13 protein-coding genes are annotated in these 13,592 nt (G+C 68.4%); 3 read left to right on the forward strand and 10 right to left on the reverse strand.

Translation table 11 applies throughout. The annotated features are described in order from the left end of the window. Window positions 1–85: 85 nt before the first annotated feature. From LJ725_RS11960 to LJ725_RS11990, 7 genes are all read right to left on the reverse strand, one after another. Window positions 86–1,351, reverse strand: a complete 1,266-nt coding sequence (locus tag LJ725_RS11960) for an MFS transporter (protein WP_230550879.1) — start codon at window positions 1,349–1,351, stop codon at window positions 86–88. Beyond that, complete coding sequence (locus tag LJ725_RS11965; protein ID WP_230550880.1) at window positions 1,348–2,499, reverse strand: dATP pyrophosphohydrolase; 1,152 nt, start codon at window positions 2,497–2,499, stop codon at window positions 1,348–1,350. Before LJ725_RS11965 ends, LJ725_RS11960 begins: the two co-directional genes overlap by 4 nt. Window positions 2,500–2,506: 7 nt before the next feature. After that, complete coding sequence (locus tag LJ725_RS11970; protein WP_230550881.1) at window positions 2,507–3,427, reverse strand: metallophosphoesterase family protein; 921 nt, start codon at window positions 3,425–3,427, stop codon at window positions 2,507–2,509. A 12-nt stretch (window positions 3,428–3,439) separates the two neighbouring features. Then, window positions 3,440–4,666: a serine palmitoyltransferase gene (gene spt / locus LJ725_RS11975; protein ID WP_230550882.1), complete on the reverse strand. Its 1,227-nt coding sequence runs from the start codon at window positions 4,664–4,666 to the stop codon at window positions 3,440–3,442. A 2-nt stretch (window positions 4,667–4,668) separates the two neighbouring features. Further along, entirely contained in the window at window positions 4,669–4,971 is a 303-nt protein-coding gene (locus tag LJ725_RS11980) for an acyl carrier protein (protein ID WP_230550883.1), read from the reverse strand. Window positions 4,972–5,084: 113 nt separating this feature from the next. Further along, window positions 5,085–6,005, reverse strand: coding sequence for an NAD-dependent epimerase/dehydratase family protein (locus tag LJ725_RS11985; RefSeq protein ID WP_230550884.1), 921 nt, complete (start codon window positions 6,003–6,005; stop codon window positions 5,085–5,087). Window positions 6,006–6,014: 9 nt separating this feature from the next. After that, entirely contained in the window at window positions 6,015–7,754 is a 1,740-nt protein-coding gene (locus LJ725_RS11990; RefSeq protein ID WP_230550885.1) for a fatty acyl-AMP ligase, read from the reverse strand. Between the two features lie 183 nt (window positions 7,755–7,937). Between LJ725_RS11990 and LJ725_RS11995 the strand changes: the two genes are divergently transcribed. From LJ725_RS11995 to hslO, 3 genes are all read left to right on the forward strand, one after another. Further along, window positions 7,938–9,134, forward strand: coding sequence for an aspartate aminotransferase family protein (locus LJ725_RS11995; protein ID WP_230550886.1), 1,197 nt, complete (start codon window positions 7,938–7,940; stop codon window positions 9,132–9,134). Between the two features lie 7 nt (window positions 9,135–9,141). Further along, window positions 9,142–10,068 (forward strand): ornithine carbamoyltransferase, encoded by a 927-nt coding sequence (gene argF / locus LJ725_RS12000; protein WP_230550887.1) that lies wholly within the window; start codon window positions 9,142–9,144, stop codon window positions 10,066–10,068. A 134-nt stretch (window positions 10,069–10,202) separates the two neighbouring features. After that, window positions 10,203–11,147: an Hsp33 family molecular chaperone HslO gene (hslO, locus tag LJ725_RS12005; RefSeq protein ID WP_230550888.1), complete on the forward strand. Its 945-nt coding sequence runs from the start codon at window positions 10,203–10,205 to the stop codon at window positions 11,145–11,147. A gap of 7 nt (window positions 11,148–11,154) precedes the next feature. Here hslO and LJ725_RS12010 read toward each other — a convergent pair whose 3' ends face one another. Genes LJ725_RS12010 through LJ725_RS12020 form a run of 3 tightly spaced genes read right to left on the reverse strand, consistent with a single transcriptional unit; the run spans window position 11,155 to window position 13,519 of the window. Continuing rightward, the gene (locus LJ725_RS12010; RefSeq protein ID WP_230550889.1) at window positions 11,155–11,616 is read right to left on the reverse strand and encodes a GNAT family N-acetyltransferase; all 462 of its coding nucleotides are present in this window, start codon (window positions 11,614–11,616) and stop codon (window positions 11,155–11,157) included. Window positions 11,617–11,642: 26 nt separating this feature from the next. Continuing rightward, on the reverse strand, window positions 11,643–12,773 hold the full coding sequence (locus LJ725_RS12015; RefSeq protein WP_230550890.1) for a zinc-binding dehydrogenase: 1,131 nt from the start codon (window positions 12,771–12,773) through the stop codon (window positions 11,643–11,645). Next, entirely contained in the window at window positions 12,773–13,519 is a 747-nt protein-coding gene (locus tag LJ725_RS12020; protein WP_230550891.1) for an SDR family NAD(P)-dependent oxidoreductase, read from the reverse strand. The genes LJ725_RS12015 and LJ725_RS12020 overlap by 1 nt, the downstream gene beginning before the upstream one ends. Between the last annotated feature and the right edge of the window lie 73 nt (window positions 13,520–13,592).

Consider the following 13,592-nt stretch of genomic DNA (forward strand, 5'->3'; position numbering starts at 1 on the left):
CAACTAATCGACATGGTTACAAGAGGAATCTGCCCCGCCTCGAAAATTTCGCGATGACTTGTGGTGCAAAAATCACAGGAAAGCGTCAGACGCGCGGCACCGACGCGCCGGGCAGCTTGATCGACGCCGCGAGCACGGTCAGCGGCACCAGCATCACCACCGAGCCGATGAGGGCGGTGCGCACATCGAAAAAGTTGGCGATCTTCCCCCAGAGCAGCGCGCCCAGCACCATGGCGCCGAAGAACACCATCTGGTGAACGGCCATGCCGCGCGCGCGCATGTAGTTGGGCAGGATCATCTGCACCGAGGCGCCGTTGTTGGCGATCACGGTGATCCAGCAGGCGCCGTTGAGGGCGACGACGGCGCCGACCACGAGCGGCGTCATGGCGAGCGCCGCGACCAGCGTGGCCGCCGCCGAGAGGCCCATGGCCCAGATGTTGGCGCGGTCGGGACCGAGCAGCCGGTTGACGGTGGGCAGCGCAAAGGCCGCGGCGACGGCGCCGGTGCCGAACACGCCGTAGAGGATGCCGAAGGTGAACTCGTCGAGGCCGAGCTCGAAGCGGCCGATCACCGGCAGCAGCGTGCCCATGGCGATGCCCGGCACGAAGAAGCAGAGCCCGCGGGCGAAGATGGCCCGCAGCTCGGCCGAGCCGCGCACGAAGGCGATGCCGGCGCGGGCCGCCTGCCCGAAGGTCTCGCGGCGCTGGGCGGCGCGCGCTTCGGCCGGCCGCTTCCAGGCCCGCATGGCGAAGATCACGCCCACATAGGTGAAGGCATTGATGGCGAACAGGAGGAAGACTCCGACCAGGCCGAGCAGCAGCTGGCCGATCACCGGGCCGATGGTGCGCGCGAGGTTGAAGCCGGCGCTGTTCAGCGCGATGGCGGGGCGGAGCTGCGGGCCGGTGACGATCTCCGGCACCACGGCGTGCCAGGCCGGCGCGTTCATGGCGTTGCCCAGGCCCATGCAGAAGGACAGGGCCAGCAGGTTCCAGTGGTTGAGCAGGCCGAGGAAGGCCAGGACCGCCAGCGTCGCGGCCACGCCCATCATCCAGACCTGACAGCAGATGATGTAGCGGCGGCGGTCGAAACGGTCGGCCAGGATGCCGGCGAAGAAGCAGAACAGGAACATCGGCAGCGTGCCGGCCGCGGCCAGCAGGGCCACGAAGATCGGCTCCTGCGTCAGGCTGGTCATCTCCCAGGCGGCACCGGTGGTCTGCATCCAGCCGCCGACGTTCGACATCAGGTTGGCAATCCACATCGCCAGGAACGAGCGGTTGGCGAGCGGCGCGAAGGCGGAGGGCGGCCGTTGGGGCGGCGGCGCGGGCGCCGGCCCGGGGATCGTCGACGTCACCCCGCCAGCGCCTTCTCGTAGATGCGGTGGGTCTTGTAATGGACGCCGCCGACCGAGCGGATGATGTTGTTGGTGGCCTTGTTGTCCTCGAGGATCCAGCCCAGCTCGGCCGAGGTCTTGCCCAGCCGCTTGCCGTTGGCGCGCAGGTGATCGATGGCGATCATCGCCAGCCCGGCGCCCAGCAGCGGATGGTTGCGGAACTTCTTCTTCACGCCCATCAGCGGCACGCGGGTGCTGCCGACGCCGGCGATCTTGAGCCGCCACAGGAGCTTGGCGAGCTTCACCGGCCCCAGCTTGCCGTCGAACTCCTTGACCGCCTCGTAGAGGTTGGTGAGCGCCACGATGAAGGCCACGCTCTCGTCGTCGACGTCCACGAACACCGCGAGCTCGGGCACGATCACCGGGCCGAACGCCTTGGAGGCATGGTCGATCTCGGCCTGGGTGAAGGGCACGAAGCCCCAGTTGTCGCTCCAGGCATCGTTGAAGATGTTCACCAGGGTGCGGACCTCGGCGTCGAACATCTTCATGTTGGCGGTGCGGACCTTCACCCGGCCCTCGAGGCCGCCGCGCTTCAGCAGCTTGGCGCCGATCGTCTCGGGCGCGTTCTGGACGTCGTAGTCGTAGGAGAAGACGTCCTTGGCCTTGGCATAGCCGCACGCCTCGACGCGCGGGCCGGCATAGGGCGGATCGTAGGGCACCATCAGGACCGGCCGGCTGTCGAAGCCGTCGATCAGAAGGCCGACCTCCTCGTTGACCGAGAGGCTGAACGGCCCGGTCACATGCTTCATGCCCTTCGCGCGCAGCCAGGCCTCGGCCGCGGCAAGCAATGCGGCGAAGATCGCCGGATCGTCCTCGGCGGCGAGACAGCCGAAATGGCCGGTGCTGTCGTTGTAGCGCTCGAGATGGGCGCGATCGATCTGCGCCGAGATGCGGCCGACGACCTTGCCCGCCCGGCGCGCCAGGAAGAAGCGCACCTCGACATGCTCGAACAGCGGGTTCTTGCCCGGCGTGAAGGCTTCCATGCGCTCCACGTCGAGCGGCGCGATGTAGCCCTTGTGGCCGGCATAGAGGCGCTTCGGCAGCGCGATGAAGGCCTTCAGGTCGGCCTTCGACTCGACCGGGCTGACGATGATGTCGGACGAAGCCATTGCCGCCTCACGCTGCCAGGGCGGCCGGGGCGCCGCTGTTGAACACCAGCCGGCCGTCGGGCTCGCAGCCGGAGCCGTCGGCCGCCAGGGCGCGGATGTCGACGCCGATGCGCCAGCCCGCGCCCTCCCGCTCGATGCCGATCAGGTGGTAGCGCGCGCGGCCGTACTTGCTGCCGGGCGCCGCCGACGCGGAGGTGACGCCGACCACCGGCACCGCGCCGTGTGGCCCCGCGATGCGCGCGACCTCGCTGCGATGGTTGTGGCCGTGCAGCACGATCTCGCAGCCGACGCGGCGGATCATCGCCTGGAAGGCGGCGGCGTCGGTCAGGCGCTTGAAGCGCGATTCGGTGGTGAGCGGCGGATGGTGGATCAGCACAACGCGGCAGAGCCCTTCGCGGCCGAGTTCGGCCAGCAGCTTCTCCGCGGCGGCGATCTGCGCTTCGCCCAGCGTGCCGGTCGCCAGCAGCGGCGGCTTCGGCACGCCGCTGTTCAGCCCGACCAGCGCGACCGGGCCGCGCCGGCGCAGGGTCGGGAAGACCGAGAAGTCGTTGGCCGGCTTCTGGCCGTCGCCCGCGATGTAGGCACCCCAGAGTCCCAGGCTCTCGCGCCACCGCGTGGCGACGTAGACATCGTGGTTGCCCGGGATCACCGTGACCTGCGCGGGCGTGCCGAGCCCTTCGAGCCACTTCGAGGCGCGCGCGAACTCGTCGGGCAGGGAGATGTTCACGAGGTCGCCGGTGAGCGCGATGTGATCGGGCTTCTGCGCCCTGATGTCGGCCACGATGCCGGCCAGTGCTTCGGGCCGGTGAAGCTGCACGCGGTTGCGCCACCAGTTGTAGTAGCCGGTGGCGCGCTTGCCGAGGAGATCGAGGACGCGCGCCTGCGGCATCGGCAGATGCGGGTCGGAGAGATGCGCCAGGGTGAACATGGCCGGCGCGCCCTAGTGGGCGCCGCCAACCACGCGGAGCGTGCGGTCTTCGAGAACGCCGAACTGGCGGGCGATGCCGGTCATCACCTCGACCATGTGCTCGAGCTGTTCCTTGGTGTGGACCGCGCAGACCGAGCAGCGCAGCAGGGACACGCCGTTGGGCGTCGCGGGCGGCACGGCGACATTCACGTAGATGCCGGCATCGAGCATGGCGCGCCAGAAACCGATGGCGATCATGCGGTCCGGCAGGTGCACGCCGACCACCGGCCCGTGCTCGGGACCCAGCTTGAAGCCCTTGGCGGCGAGGCCTTCGTAGAGCGTCGCCACGTTCGACCAGAGCTGCGTGCGCAGCTCGGGTTTGGCCTTCACCACCTTCAGCGCCTGGCGCACCGACGCCACGATCGACGGCGGCAGCGAGGCGGTGAACATGTAGGAGCGCACCGTGACGCGCAGGATGTCGAAATCGGGATCGTTCGAGACGCAATAGCCGCCGATGGCGCCCAACGTCTTGGAGAAGGTGCCGACGATGAAGTGGCAGTCGTCCAGCACGCCCGCCGATTCGCAGAGGCCGCGGCCATTGTCGCCCAGCGCGCCCAGCGAATGGGCCTCGTCGACGATCACGTAGGCGCCGTACTTCTTGCAGACGTCGATGAACTCGCGCAGCGGCGCGCTGTCGCCCAGCATCGAATAGATGCCTTCCAGCACGACCACGCGGTTGCCCGGGCGATCGCCCAGCCGGCGCAGGCGCGCCTCGAGGCTCGACGGATCGTTGTGCTTGAAGCGCACGACCTCGGCCTGCGTCATCTTGCAGGCGTCGTAGATCGAGGCATGGCTGTCGGCGTCGATCAGAAGCTGGTCGCCCTCGCCCGCGAGGGTCGAGATCAGGCCGAGATTGGCCTGGTAGCCGGTCGTGAAGACCATGCAGTGCTTCTTGCCGTAGAACTCGGCGATCTCCTGCTCGAGCGCCACGTGCTCGGTGTAGCTGCCGTTGGCGATGCGCGAGCCGGTCGTGCCCGTGCCCTCGGCGCGGATCGCCTCGATGGCGGCTTCCATGCAGCTGGGATCGAAGGTCAGGCCGAAATAGTTGTTGGTGCCGACGAGCAGCGTCTTGCGGCCGTTGATGATGGCCTCGGTCGGCGACAGCACCCTTTCCATGCGGATCTGGAAAGGGTCGTACCCGGTGGTCCGAACGTCGCGATAGGCCTCGAGCAGGCCCTCATACCGATCGAACAGGCCCATGGCTAACGCCGGGCGCAGAGCTTCTGGATGGTGTCGGCGAGCTGGTCGACGGTATGGATCTCGGCCACGACATTCATCGGGATCGAGATGTCGAAATGGTCCTCGAGCTCCATCACCATGTCCATGATGGCGAGCGAATCGATGGTGAGGTCCTTGGCGATCACCGTGTCGCCCGTGATCGGGCGCTCGCCGGTCTGGAACGGCGCCAGGTGACGGCAGATCTCGCGAATGACCTCGGCGCGCGACTGGCCGCTGACGCGGGTGCGTTCGAGGGTCTCGGTCATGCCGTCGGTTTCGACGATCATTTGATGGGCAGTGCGCAAAACGCTCTCCAAGGCCCGGGGGTGGGCGGCCACGTTGTGCCAGAAACACCGATTCCTAGTGAAATAACAAATTGTTACGCCGTGTTTCACGCGTCCTATAGCCAGTGCCTGGCGCGATACCACAAGATCGTGTCGCGGAAGCCGGACGTGAGGTCATAACGAGGCTCGAGGCCAATCGCTGCGGCCAGTCCGCGGTCCGCCACCGACCAGTCCGGGTGGAAGATCTCGTTCACCTTCCCGCGGGTCAGGATCTGGGCCCTTGCCCCCAGCGTCTGGCGGAATTCGTTCCACGACGCGAGACAGGCCATGACGCCGCGCGGGACCGAGACCCGCCACGGCCGGCGCCCCATCGCCTCCCCCGCCGCGTCGGCCATGTCGGCGTAGCCGTAGGCCCGGCCGTCGTCGACCTCGTAGGTGCCGGGGGCGGGTGGGCGCTCGACGGTCAGGGCCAGCGCCTCGGCGAGGTCGGCGACATGGATCAGCGACAGCTTCGCCGACGGCAGCCGGGGCTGTGGCGCAATACCTGACTTGATTGCCCGGAAATAGGCCAGGGTCTCGCGGTCGCCCGGTCCGTACACCGCCGGCGCCCGGACGATGGCCCAGGGTCCGCTGCGGGTGGCGACCACTGCCTCGCCGGCGCGCTTGCTCGCTCCGTAGGCAGAGAGCTGCGGCTCGCGCGCGGCCAGCGACGACAGCAGGACCAGATGCGCGTCGGGCGCCAGCGCTGACAGGAGCGCGGCGCTGTCCCGGTTCACCGGCAGGAAATCTGCCTCCCGTTTGGCCTTGATCAATCCGGCGGCATGAACCACCGCGTCGGCCCCCTGGACGAGCTCGCGGAGCGCCGATTCGGAGGCGAGATCGCCCAGGATGAGGTCGGCATCGACGCCGGCCAGCGAGGGCAGCGGGGTCCAGCGGCGGACCAGGATCCGCAGCCGCCAGCCGCGACGGGCGAGCGCGGCGACGAGGTGAGGTCCGACGAAGCCGGTGGCCCCGGTGACGGCGACCAGCTTGCCCATGGCGAGCGGTCAGGCGGCCGCGGGCTTCGGCGCGTAGAGGCCGGCGAGGTAGTTGGCCTTGGTCCGGGCGCGCGACAGCTTGCCGGACGAGGTGGTGGGCAGGCCGAGCGTCGGCGGCACCAGCGCCACGTCGCAGTCGACAGCGATCGCCTCGCGCACCGCGCCCGCCACGTCGCGCGCCAGGGTTACCCGCGCCTCGTCGCCCGAGACGCGCGCCAGCACCGCCACGACCACGCGTTCGCCCTCGCCGGTGTCGATCGAGAAGGCCGCCGCATCGCCGTTCTTCACGACGCGCTTGGCCTCGACCGCCCATTCGATGTCCTGCGGCCAGACGTTGCGGCCGTTGACGATGATCAGGTCCTTGGCGCGGCCGGTGACGACGATCTCGCCGTCCAGCATGTAGCCGAGGTCGCCGGTGTCGAGCCAACCGTCGGACAGGACCTCGCGGCTGGCTTCGGGCTCGCCGAAATAGCCCGGCATGATGCTGGGTCCGGAGACAAAGATGCGGCCAACCGCGCGGTCCGGCAGCACCCGACCCTCGGAATCTCGCACTTCCAGCCTGTGTCCCGGCAGGACGCGGCCGCAGATCACGAAGCGACGCGACTTGTGATCGTCGCCCGGATCGGCCGCCGGCACCGCACGTTGCGCCTCGGCCAGCGCCGTGCGGTCGACGGCATCCGTCCGCACCCCGGTATCGTGGGGACAGAAGGTGATGGCGAGACAGACCTCGGCCATCCCGTAGCTCGGGATGAAGGCCTTTCGATTGAAGCCGAACGGCTCGAAGGTCGCGGCGAAGCGCTCCAGCACGTCGGCCCGCACCATGTCCCCGCCGATGCCGGCGTGGCGCCAGCAGGCGAGGTCGAGATCGGCCGGCACCTGGGCCGCGCCACGGCGCACCGCGAGGTCGTAGCCGAAGCTCGGGCTGTAGGAAATCGTGCCGCGGTTGCGCGCGATCAGGTTCAGCCACTGCATCGGCCGGCGCGCGAAGTCGCGCGGCGTCAGATAGTCGATGGAGATCTGGGTCGAGAGCGGCGCCATCAGGAAGCCGATCAGGCCCATGTCGTGATAGAGCGGCAGCCAGCTCACCGCGCGATCGCCCTCCACCACGCCCAGCCCGGACGGGCCGACCATGCCGGCGAGATTGGCCATCAGCGCCCGCTGGGTGATCTGCACGCCGTGCGGATTGCGGGTGCTGCCCGATGAGAACTGGATGTAGCAGAGGTCGTCGGCGCCCAGCGGCCGCAGGTCGACCGGCTTCTCGGGCAGGGAATACAGCACGTCCATGCCGCCGTGCAGGCGGACCGCCGGAAATTCCTGCGCGGCGTCGGCGAGATAGCCCGCCAGATCGTCCAGGCCGACCGCGGCGACCGCGCCGGAGGCGGCGAACTGGCGGCGAAGCTGGTCGAGATAGGCGTCCTTGCCGCCGATCCCGACCGGGATGGAGACCGGCACGGGCAGCAGGCCGGCATACTGGGCGCCGAAGAAGGCGTCGAAGAAACCCGGCCAGGTATCGGCGGTGATCAGGAGGCGCTCGCCGGGGGCGAACCCGGCGCCGATCATCTTGCGGGCGACGACCTGGGCCCGCTCGCGGATCTCCCGCCAGGCCAAGGCCGAGAGTTGCTCGCCCTTGGCATTATAAAAGGTCACCCCGGTCTCACCCTTCGCCGCATAGTCGAGCATCGCGGGCACGCAGGCGAAGCCGGCGCGTTGCAGGGCGAGCGTGGAATTGCGGGTGGGCAGCACTTTCATCGGAAGGCGGGTGTCGTAGCAGAGGGGTAAAAACCCCTCAAGGTGTGTGCTTCCGGGCCGGCCGCCCCAAGTTGACACACCCGGACCCCGGTAAGATAGTGCCCGGCCCTCGCTAAAAGCCGGCATTTCCATTCCGGAAACGTCGCAACGGCGGGGGTTTTTGGTTTTTGGAGGAGGCTCACTGTGATTACGGCTGTTATGCCGACGTACGGTCGCAAGGACGTCGTGTTCGAACGCGGAGAGGGCAACTATCTCTACGCGGTGGACGGCCGACGTTACTTGGACTTTACCTCCGGCATCGCCGTGAACGCGCTGGGCCACTGCCACCCGCATCTCGTCAAGGCGCTCACCGAGCAGGGCTCGAAGCTCTGGCACACGTCGAACCTGTTCCGGGTCGGCAACGGCGAGAAGCTGGCGAAGCGGCTGGTCGAGAATTCGTTCGCCGACACGATGTTCTTCTGCAATTCCGGCGCGGAAGCGATCGAGGGCGGCATCAAGCTGATCCGCAAGTATCAGTACATGAACGGCCAGCCCCAGCGGTACAAGATCATCGCCTTCCAGGCGGCGTTCCACGGCCGCCTGCTGAACGCGCTCGCCGCCACCGGCAACGAGAAGTATCTCGAAGGCTTCGGCCCGCCGGCGCCCGGCTACCGCCATGCGCCGCTCAACAACACCAACGTCGTGCGCGACATGGTGGACGACGAGACGGCGGGCATCCTGGTCGAGCCGATCCAGGGCGAAGGCGGCATCCGCGCCACCACCGTGCAGTTCCTCAAGGACCTGCGCGCGATCTGCGACGAGTTCGGCCTGCTGCTGTTCTACGACGAGATCCACACGGGTTTCGGCCGGACCGGCAAGATGTGGGGCTACGACTGGTCGGGCGTGAAGCCCGACGTCGCGGCGATCGCCAAGGGCATGGGCGGCGGCTTCCCGATCGGCGCCTTCATGGCGACCGAGAAGGCGGCGGTCGGCATGGTCCCGGGCACGCACGGCTCGACCTATGGCGGCAACCCGCTGGCCACCGGCGTCGCCAACGCGGTGCTCGACGTCCTGCTGGCGCCCGGCTTCATCGATGATGTGCGCGAGAAGGGCGAGTACCTGAAGGGCAAGCTCGAGGAACTCTGCCGGAAGCACCCGACCGTGTTCGTCGAGCAGCGTGGCATGGGCTTCCTGCAGGGTCTGCAGTGCGCCGCGTCGATCCCGGTGGGCGACATGGTGAACAAGCTGCAGTCGCTCGGCCTGCTGGTGCCGCCGGCCGGCGAGAACGTCGTGCGCATCTTCCCGGCCCTGATCGCCGACAAGGCCGCGCTCGACGAGGGCATCGCCATCCTCGAGCAGGCCGCCCAGTCGTTCGAGGCTGCGTCCAAGGCCGCCGAGTAGGCCGCCCATGACCACGCCCAAGCACTTCCTCGACCTCGACCAGGTCGATCCCAAGACGCTTCGCCAGATCCTCGATCACGGCAAGGCGATGAAGAAGGCGCGCAGCAACGGGGGGCACGACAAGCCGCTCACCGGCAAGACGCTCGCCATGATCTTCGAGAAGCCCTCGACACGCACCCGCGTGTCGTTCGAGGTCGGCATGCGCGAGCTCGGCGGCCAGACGATCATGCTCGGCCGCACCGACACCCAGCTCGGCCGCGGCGAGACCATCGCCGACACCGCGCGCGTGCTGAGCCGCTACGTCGACATCATCATGATGCGCACCACCGTCGAGGATAAGCTCCTCGAGATGGCGAAGTACGCGACCGTGCCGGTGATCAACGGGCTCACCGACAAGACCCATCCCTGCCAGCTGATGGCCGACGTCATGACCTACGAGGAGCATCGCGGCCCCATCCAGGGCAAATCGGTGGTCTGGTCGGGCGACGGCAACAACATGGCGACGTCGTGGATCCATGCGGCCGTGCAGTTCGACTTCGAGCTGCGCATCGCCTGCCCGACCGAGCTGAAGCCGCCGGCCGACGTGGTCCAGTGGGCCGAGAAGTCGAAGGGCCGCATCTCGATCGGCCACGACCCCGAGTCGATGGTGAAGGGCGCGGACTGCGTCGTAACCGACACCTGGGTCTCGATGGGTGACGAGGATCCCGACAGCCCCAGCGCCGCGCGACGCCACAACCTGCTGCGCTCCTATCAGGTCGACGGTCACCTGATGAAGCAGGCCAAGAAAGACGCGATCTTCATGCACTGCCTGCCGGCCCATCGCGGCGAGGAAGTGACCGCCGAGGTGATCGACGGTCCGCAGTCGGTCGTGTTCGACGAGGCCGAGAACCGCCTGCACGCGCAGAAGAGCATCCTGGCCTGGTGCCTGTCCTGACTTCGAATTCCCTCCCCCGCCGGACGGGGGAGGGTTAGGGTGGGGGCAAGCCCCAGCATGATCGTGTCCTTACCGCGTCCCGTCGCATTGCATTGCCCCTCCCCGGCCCTTCCCCGCATGACGGGGGCGGGAGCATGAGTGCCGACGACTGGGATCGCGTCCTTCCCTTCCAGCTGGATGCGCTCGGCGTGCGCGGCCGGCTGGTGCGCCTCGGCCCCACCCTCGACGAGGTGATCGAGCGGCACGGTTATCCGCTCGCCGTGGCGCGGCCGCTGGCCGAATCGATGGTGCTGTGCGCCACGCTCGCCACCTCGCTGAAATACGACGGCATCTTCACGCTGCAGATCAGCGGCGACGGGCCGATCAGGCTGCTGGTCACCGACCTGACCAGCGACGGCGCGCTGCGCGGCTACGCGCAGTTCGATTCCTGGAAGCTCGCCGTGGCGCTGGGCAGCGGCAACGAGGATGCGCCCGACGGCTATGTCCCGAAGCTGTTCGGCCAGGGCCGCCTCACCTTCACCGTCGATCAGGGTCAGCACACCGAGCGCTACCAGGGCGTGGTGCCGCTCGAGGGCGCGACGCTGGCGGACTGCGCCCACACCTATTTCCGCCAGTCCGAACAGCTGCCGACCGGGATCAAGATCACGGCACGCCGCAGCGACGGGCCCGACGGCCATCACTGGCATGCCTCGGCGCTGATGGTGCAGCAGATGCCCGAGTTCGACGCCGGCCGCCTCGACGTCGATCCCGAGCAGCGCGAGGACGACTGGCGCAAGGCAGTGATCCTGATGGCCTCGGCCACCGAGAAGGAAATGCTCGATCCGGCACTGCCCGGCACGACACTGCTGCATCGCCTGTTCCACCAGGAGCAGCCGCGCGTCTTCGAGCGCCGCGCCTTCGCCGCGCGCTGCCGCTGCAGCCGCGACCGCATCGACCGCGTGCTGCGCTCGATCCGGCGCGAGGAACTCGACGACCTGCGCGACAAGACCGGCCGCGTCGCGGTGAAGTGCGAGTTCTGCTCGACCGAATACGCCTACGACGACGCCGACCTCGACAAGGTCTACGAACCAGCCGCCTGAGGCGCGATCAGCCCGCGAGTTGCTTGTCGTAGAAGACGGACCACTTCACGTCGGGATAGTCGAGCACCGGCCCGCAGCGCGCGAAGCCCGCATTCTCGTAGACCTTCCACGCCGCGTGATGGCGGTCGCCGGTTTCCAGAACCAGCCGCTGCAAGCCCTCCGAGCGCGCCGTCGCCTCGATCAGCGCCACGATCCGCTCGCCGATCTTGCGCCCGCGATGGCTGGGCCGCGTGTACATGCGCTTCACTTCGCCGATCCCGCCGGGATGCCGCTTCAGCGCCCCGCAGGCAACGGCCGCGCCGTCGTCGCGGGCAATGAAGACCGTGGTGTCCGCCCCCGCCATCTGCTCGACCGTGAGATGATGGCAGTGCTCGGGCGGCGTCAGTTCGAGCAGCACGGCATTCAGCTCCGCGACCAGGCTGCGCACGTCGTCCTGCAACGGCGTTTCGACGGCGATGGTCAGGGGCATCGGCTCTGGCTCCGCGCGCGTGACGATCAGCCGTGCGGCACCAGCACCTGGCGAACGGTGGCGACGTCCTGCAGCCGGTCGAAGCCCACGTTCAGCTCGTCGAAGCCGATGCGCTGGCTGACCATGCGGTCGACCGGCAGCTTGCCCTGCTGGTAGAGCGAGATGAAGCGCGGGATGTCGCGGACCGGCACGCAGCTCCCCATGTAGGAGCCCTTGATCGTCTTCTCCTCGCTCACGAGGCCGCTCTGCTTGAAGGAGAAATCCGCCTGGATGGGCGACAGGCCGGCCGTCACCGTGGTGCCGCCCCAGCGCGTCACGAGATAGGCGGTCTCCATCGCCTTGATGGTGCCGGCGAGGTCGAAGGCATAGTCGACGCCGCCATTGGTCAGGTCGCGGACCTGCGTGACGTGATCGACGTCCTTGGCGTTCACCGTGTCGGTCGCGCCGAGCTGGCGGGCGAGGCCGAGCTTCTCGTCGGAGAGATCGATGGCCACGATGCGGCCCGCGCCCGCGAGCACCGCGCCCATCAGGCCGCTCAGGCCCACGCCGCCCAGGCCGACGATGGCGACCGAACTGCCGGGCTCGATCTTGCCGGTATTCACCACGGCGCCGACGCCCGTCACGACGGCGCAACCGAACAGCGCCGCCACGTCGAGCGGCAGGCTGCGATCGATCACCACGACCGAACCGCGGTCGACCACGGCGTATTCGGCGTAGCAGGAGACGCCCGAGTGATGGTTCACCGGCTTGCCGTCCATATGCAGGCGATGATGACCCGAGAGGAGCTGGCCCGCCGCGCGCGGGCTGATCGAACGCTCGCAGATATAGGGGCGGCCTTCGAGACAGCGGCGACAACGGCCGCAGCTCACGTTGAAGGTGAAGCAGACATGGTCGCCGACCTTCACGTCGTGCACGCCCGCGCCCACTTCGACGATCTCGCCCGAGCCCTCGTGGCCCAGCACGATCGGCACGGGGCGCGGCCGGTCGCCGTTGATCAGCGACAGGTCGGAATGGCAGAGGCCGCCGCCGCCGACCTTGACCAGCACCTCTCCCTCGCCCGGCGGGTCGAGATCGACTTCGACCACATGGATGGGCTTGGACTTCGCGAAGGGGCGGGGCGCACCGCAGGTGGTGAGAACGCCGGCTTTCATCTTCATCAGGCTATTCCTCCGTCGACGCGGACCAGCGATCCCGTGGTGAAACTCGACCGGCCCGACGCGAGATAGAGCGCGGCGGTCACGATTTCCTCCGGCTGGCCGCTGCGCTTAAGCGCCGCCGTCGGGTTGGCCTTGTGCTCTTCCGGCCAGGCCTTGGAGACGTCGGTCAGGAAACGGCCGGGCGAGATGGTGTTGACCCGCACCTTGGGCGCGTACTCGAAGGCGAAGGCCTCGGTGAGTGCGTTGAGCGCCGACTTGGCGCCGGCATAGGGCGCGATCTGCGGCCGCGGGCGGAGCGCGCCCGCGCTGGAGACGTTGATGATCGAACCGCCCTCGCCCGCCGCCATGCGGCTGCCGACCAGCGACATCAGGCGGAACGGCGCCTTGAAGTTCAGCGCCACGATGCGGTCGAAGAGCTGTTCCGAGGTCTCCAGCGACGACGGGGCCAGCGGCGAGGAGCCGGCGTTGTTCACCAGGATGTCGACCTTGCCGAAGGTGGCATAGGCCGCATCGACCATGCCGTCGAGCTCCTGCCAGTTGGCGACGTTGCAGGCATAGGTCGCGGCCTTGCGGCCCATCGCGCGGACCTCGGCAGCGACCTTGTCGCAGGTCTCCAGCTTGCGGCTGGTGATGAAGACGTCGGCGCCATGGGCGGCGAACGCCTTCACCATCTGATAGCCCAGACCCCGGCTGCCGCCGGTGACGAGGGCGACCTTGCCCGTGAGATCGAAGTAATTGGTGCTCATGACGCGATCCCAGCACAGCCGCCCGCCAAAGGCGAGGCTGGCCGTACCGGGAATCGCGCCATGCGAAAGCGCC

The organism is Reyranella aquatilis, from assembly GCF_020880995.1.
Classification (GTDB): domain Bacteria; phylum Pseudomonadota; class Alphaproteobacteria; order Reyranellales; family Reyranellaceae; genus Reyranella; species Reyranella aquatilis.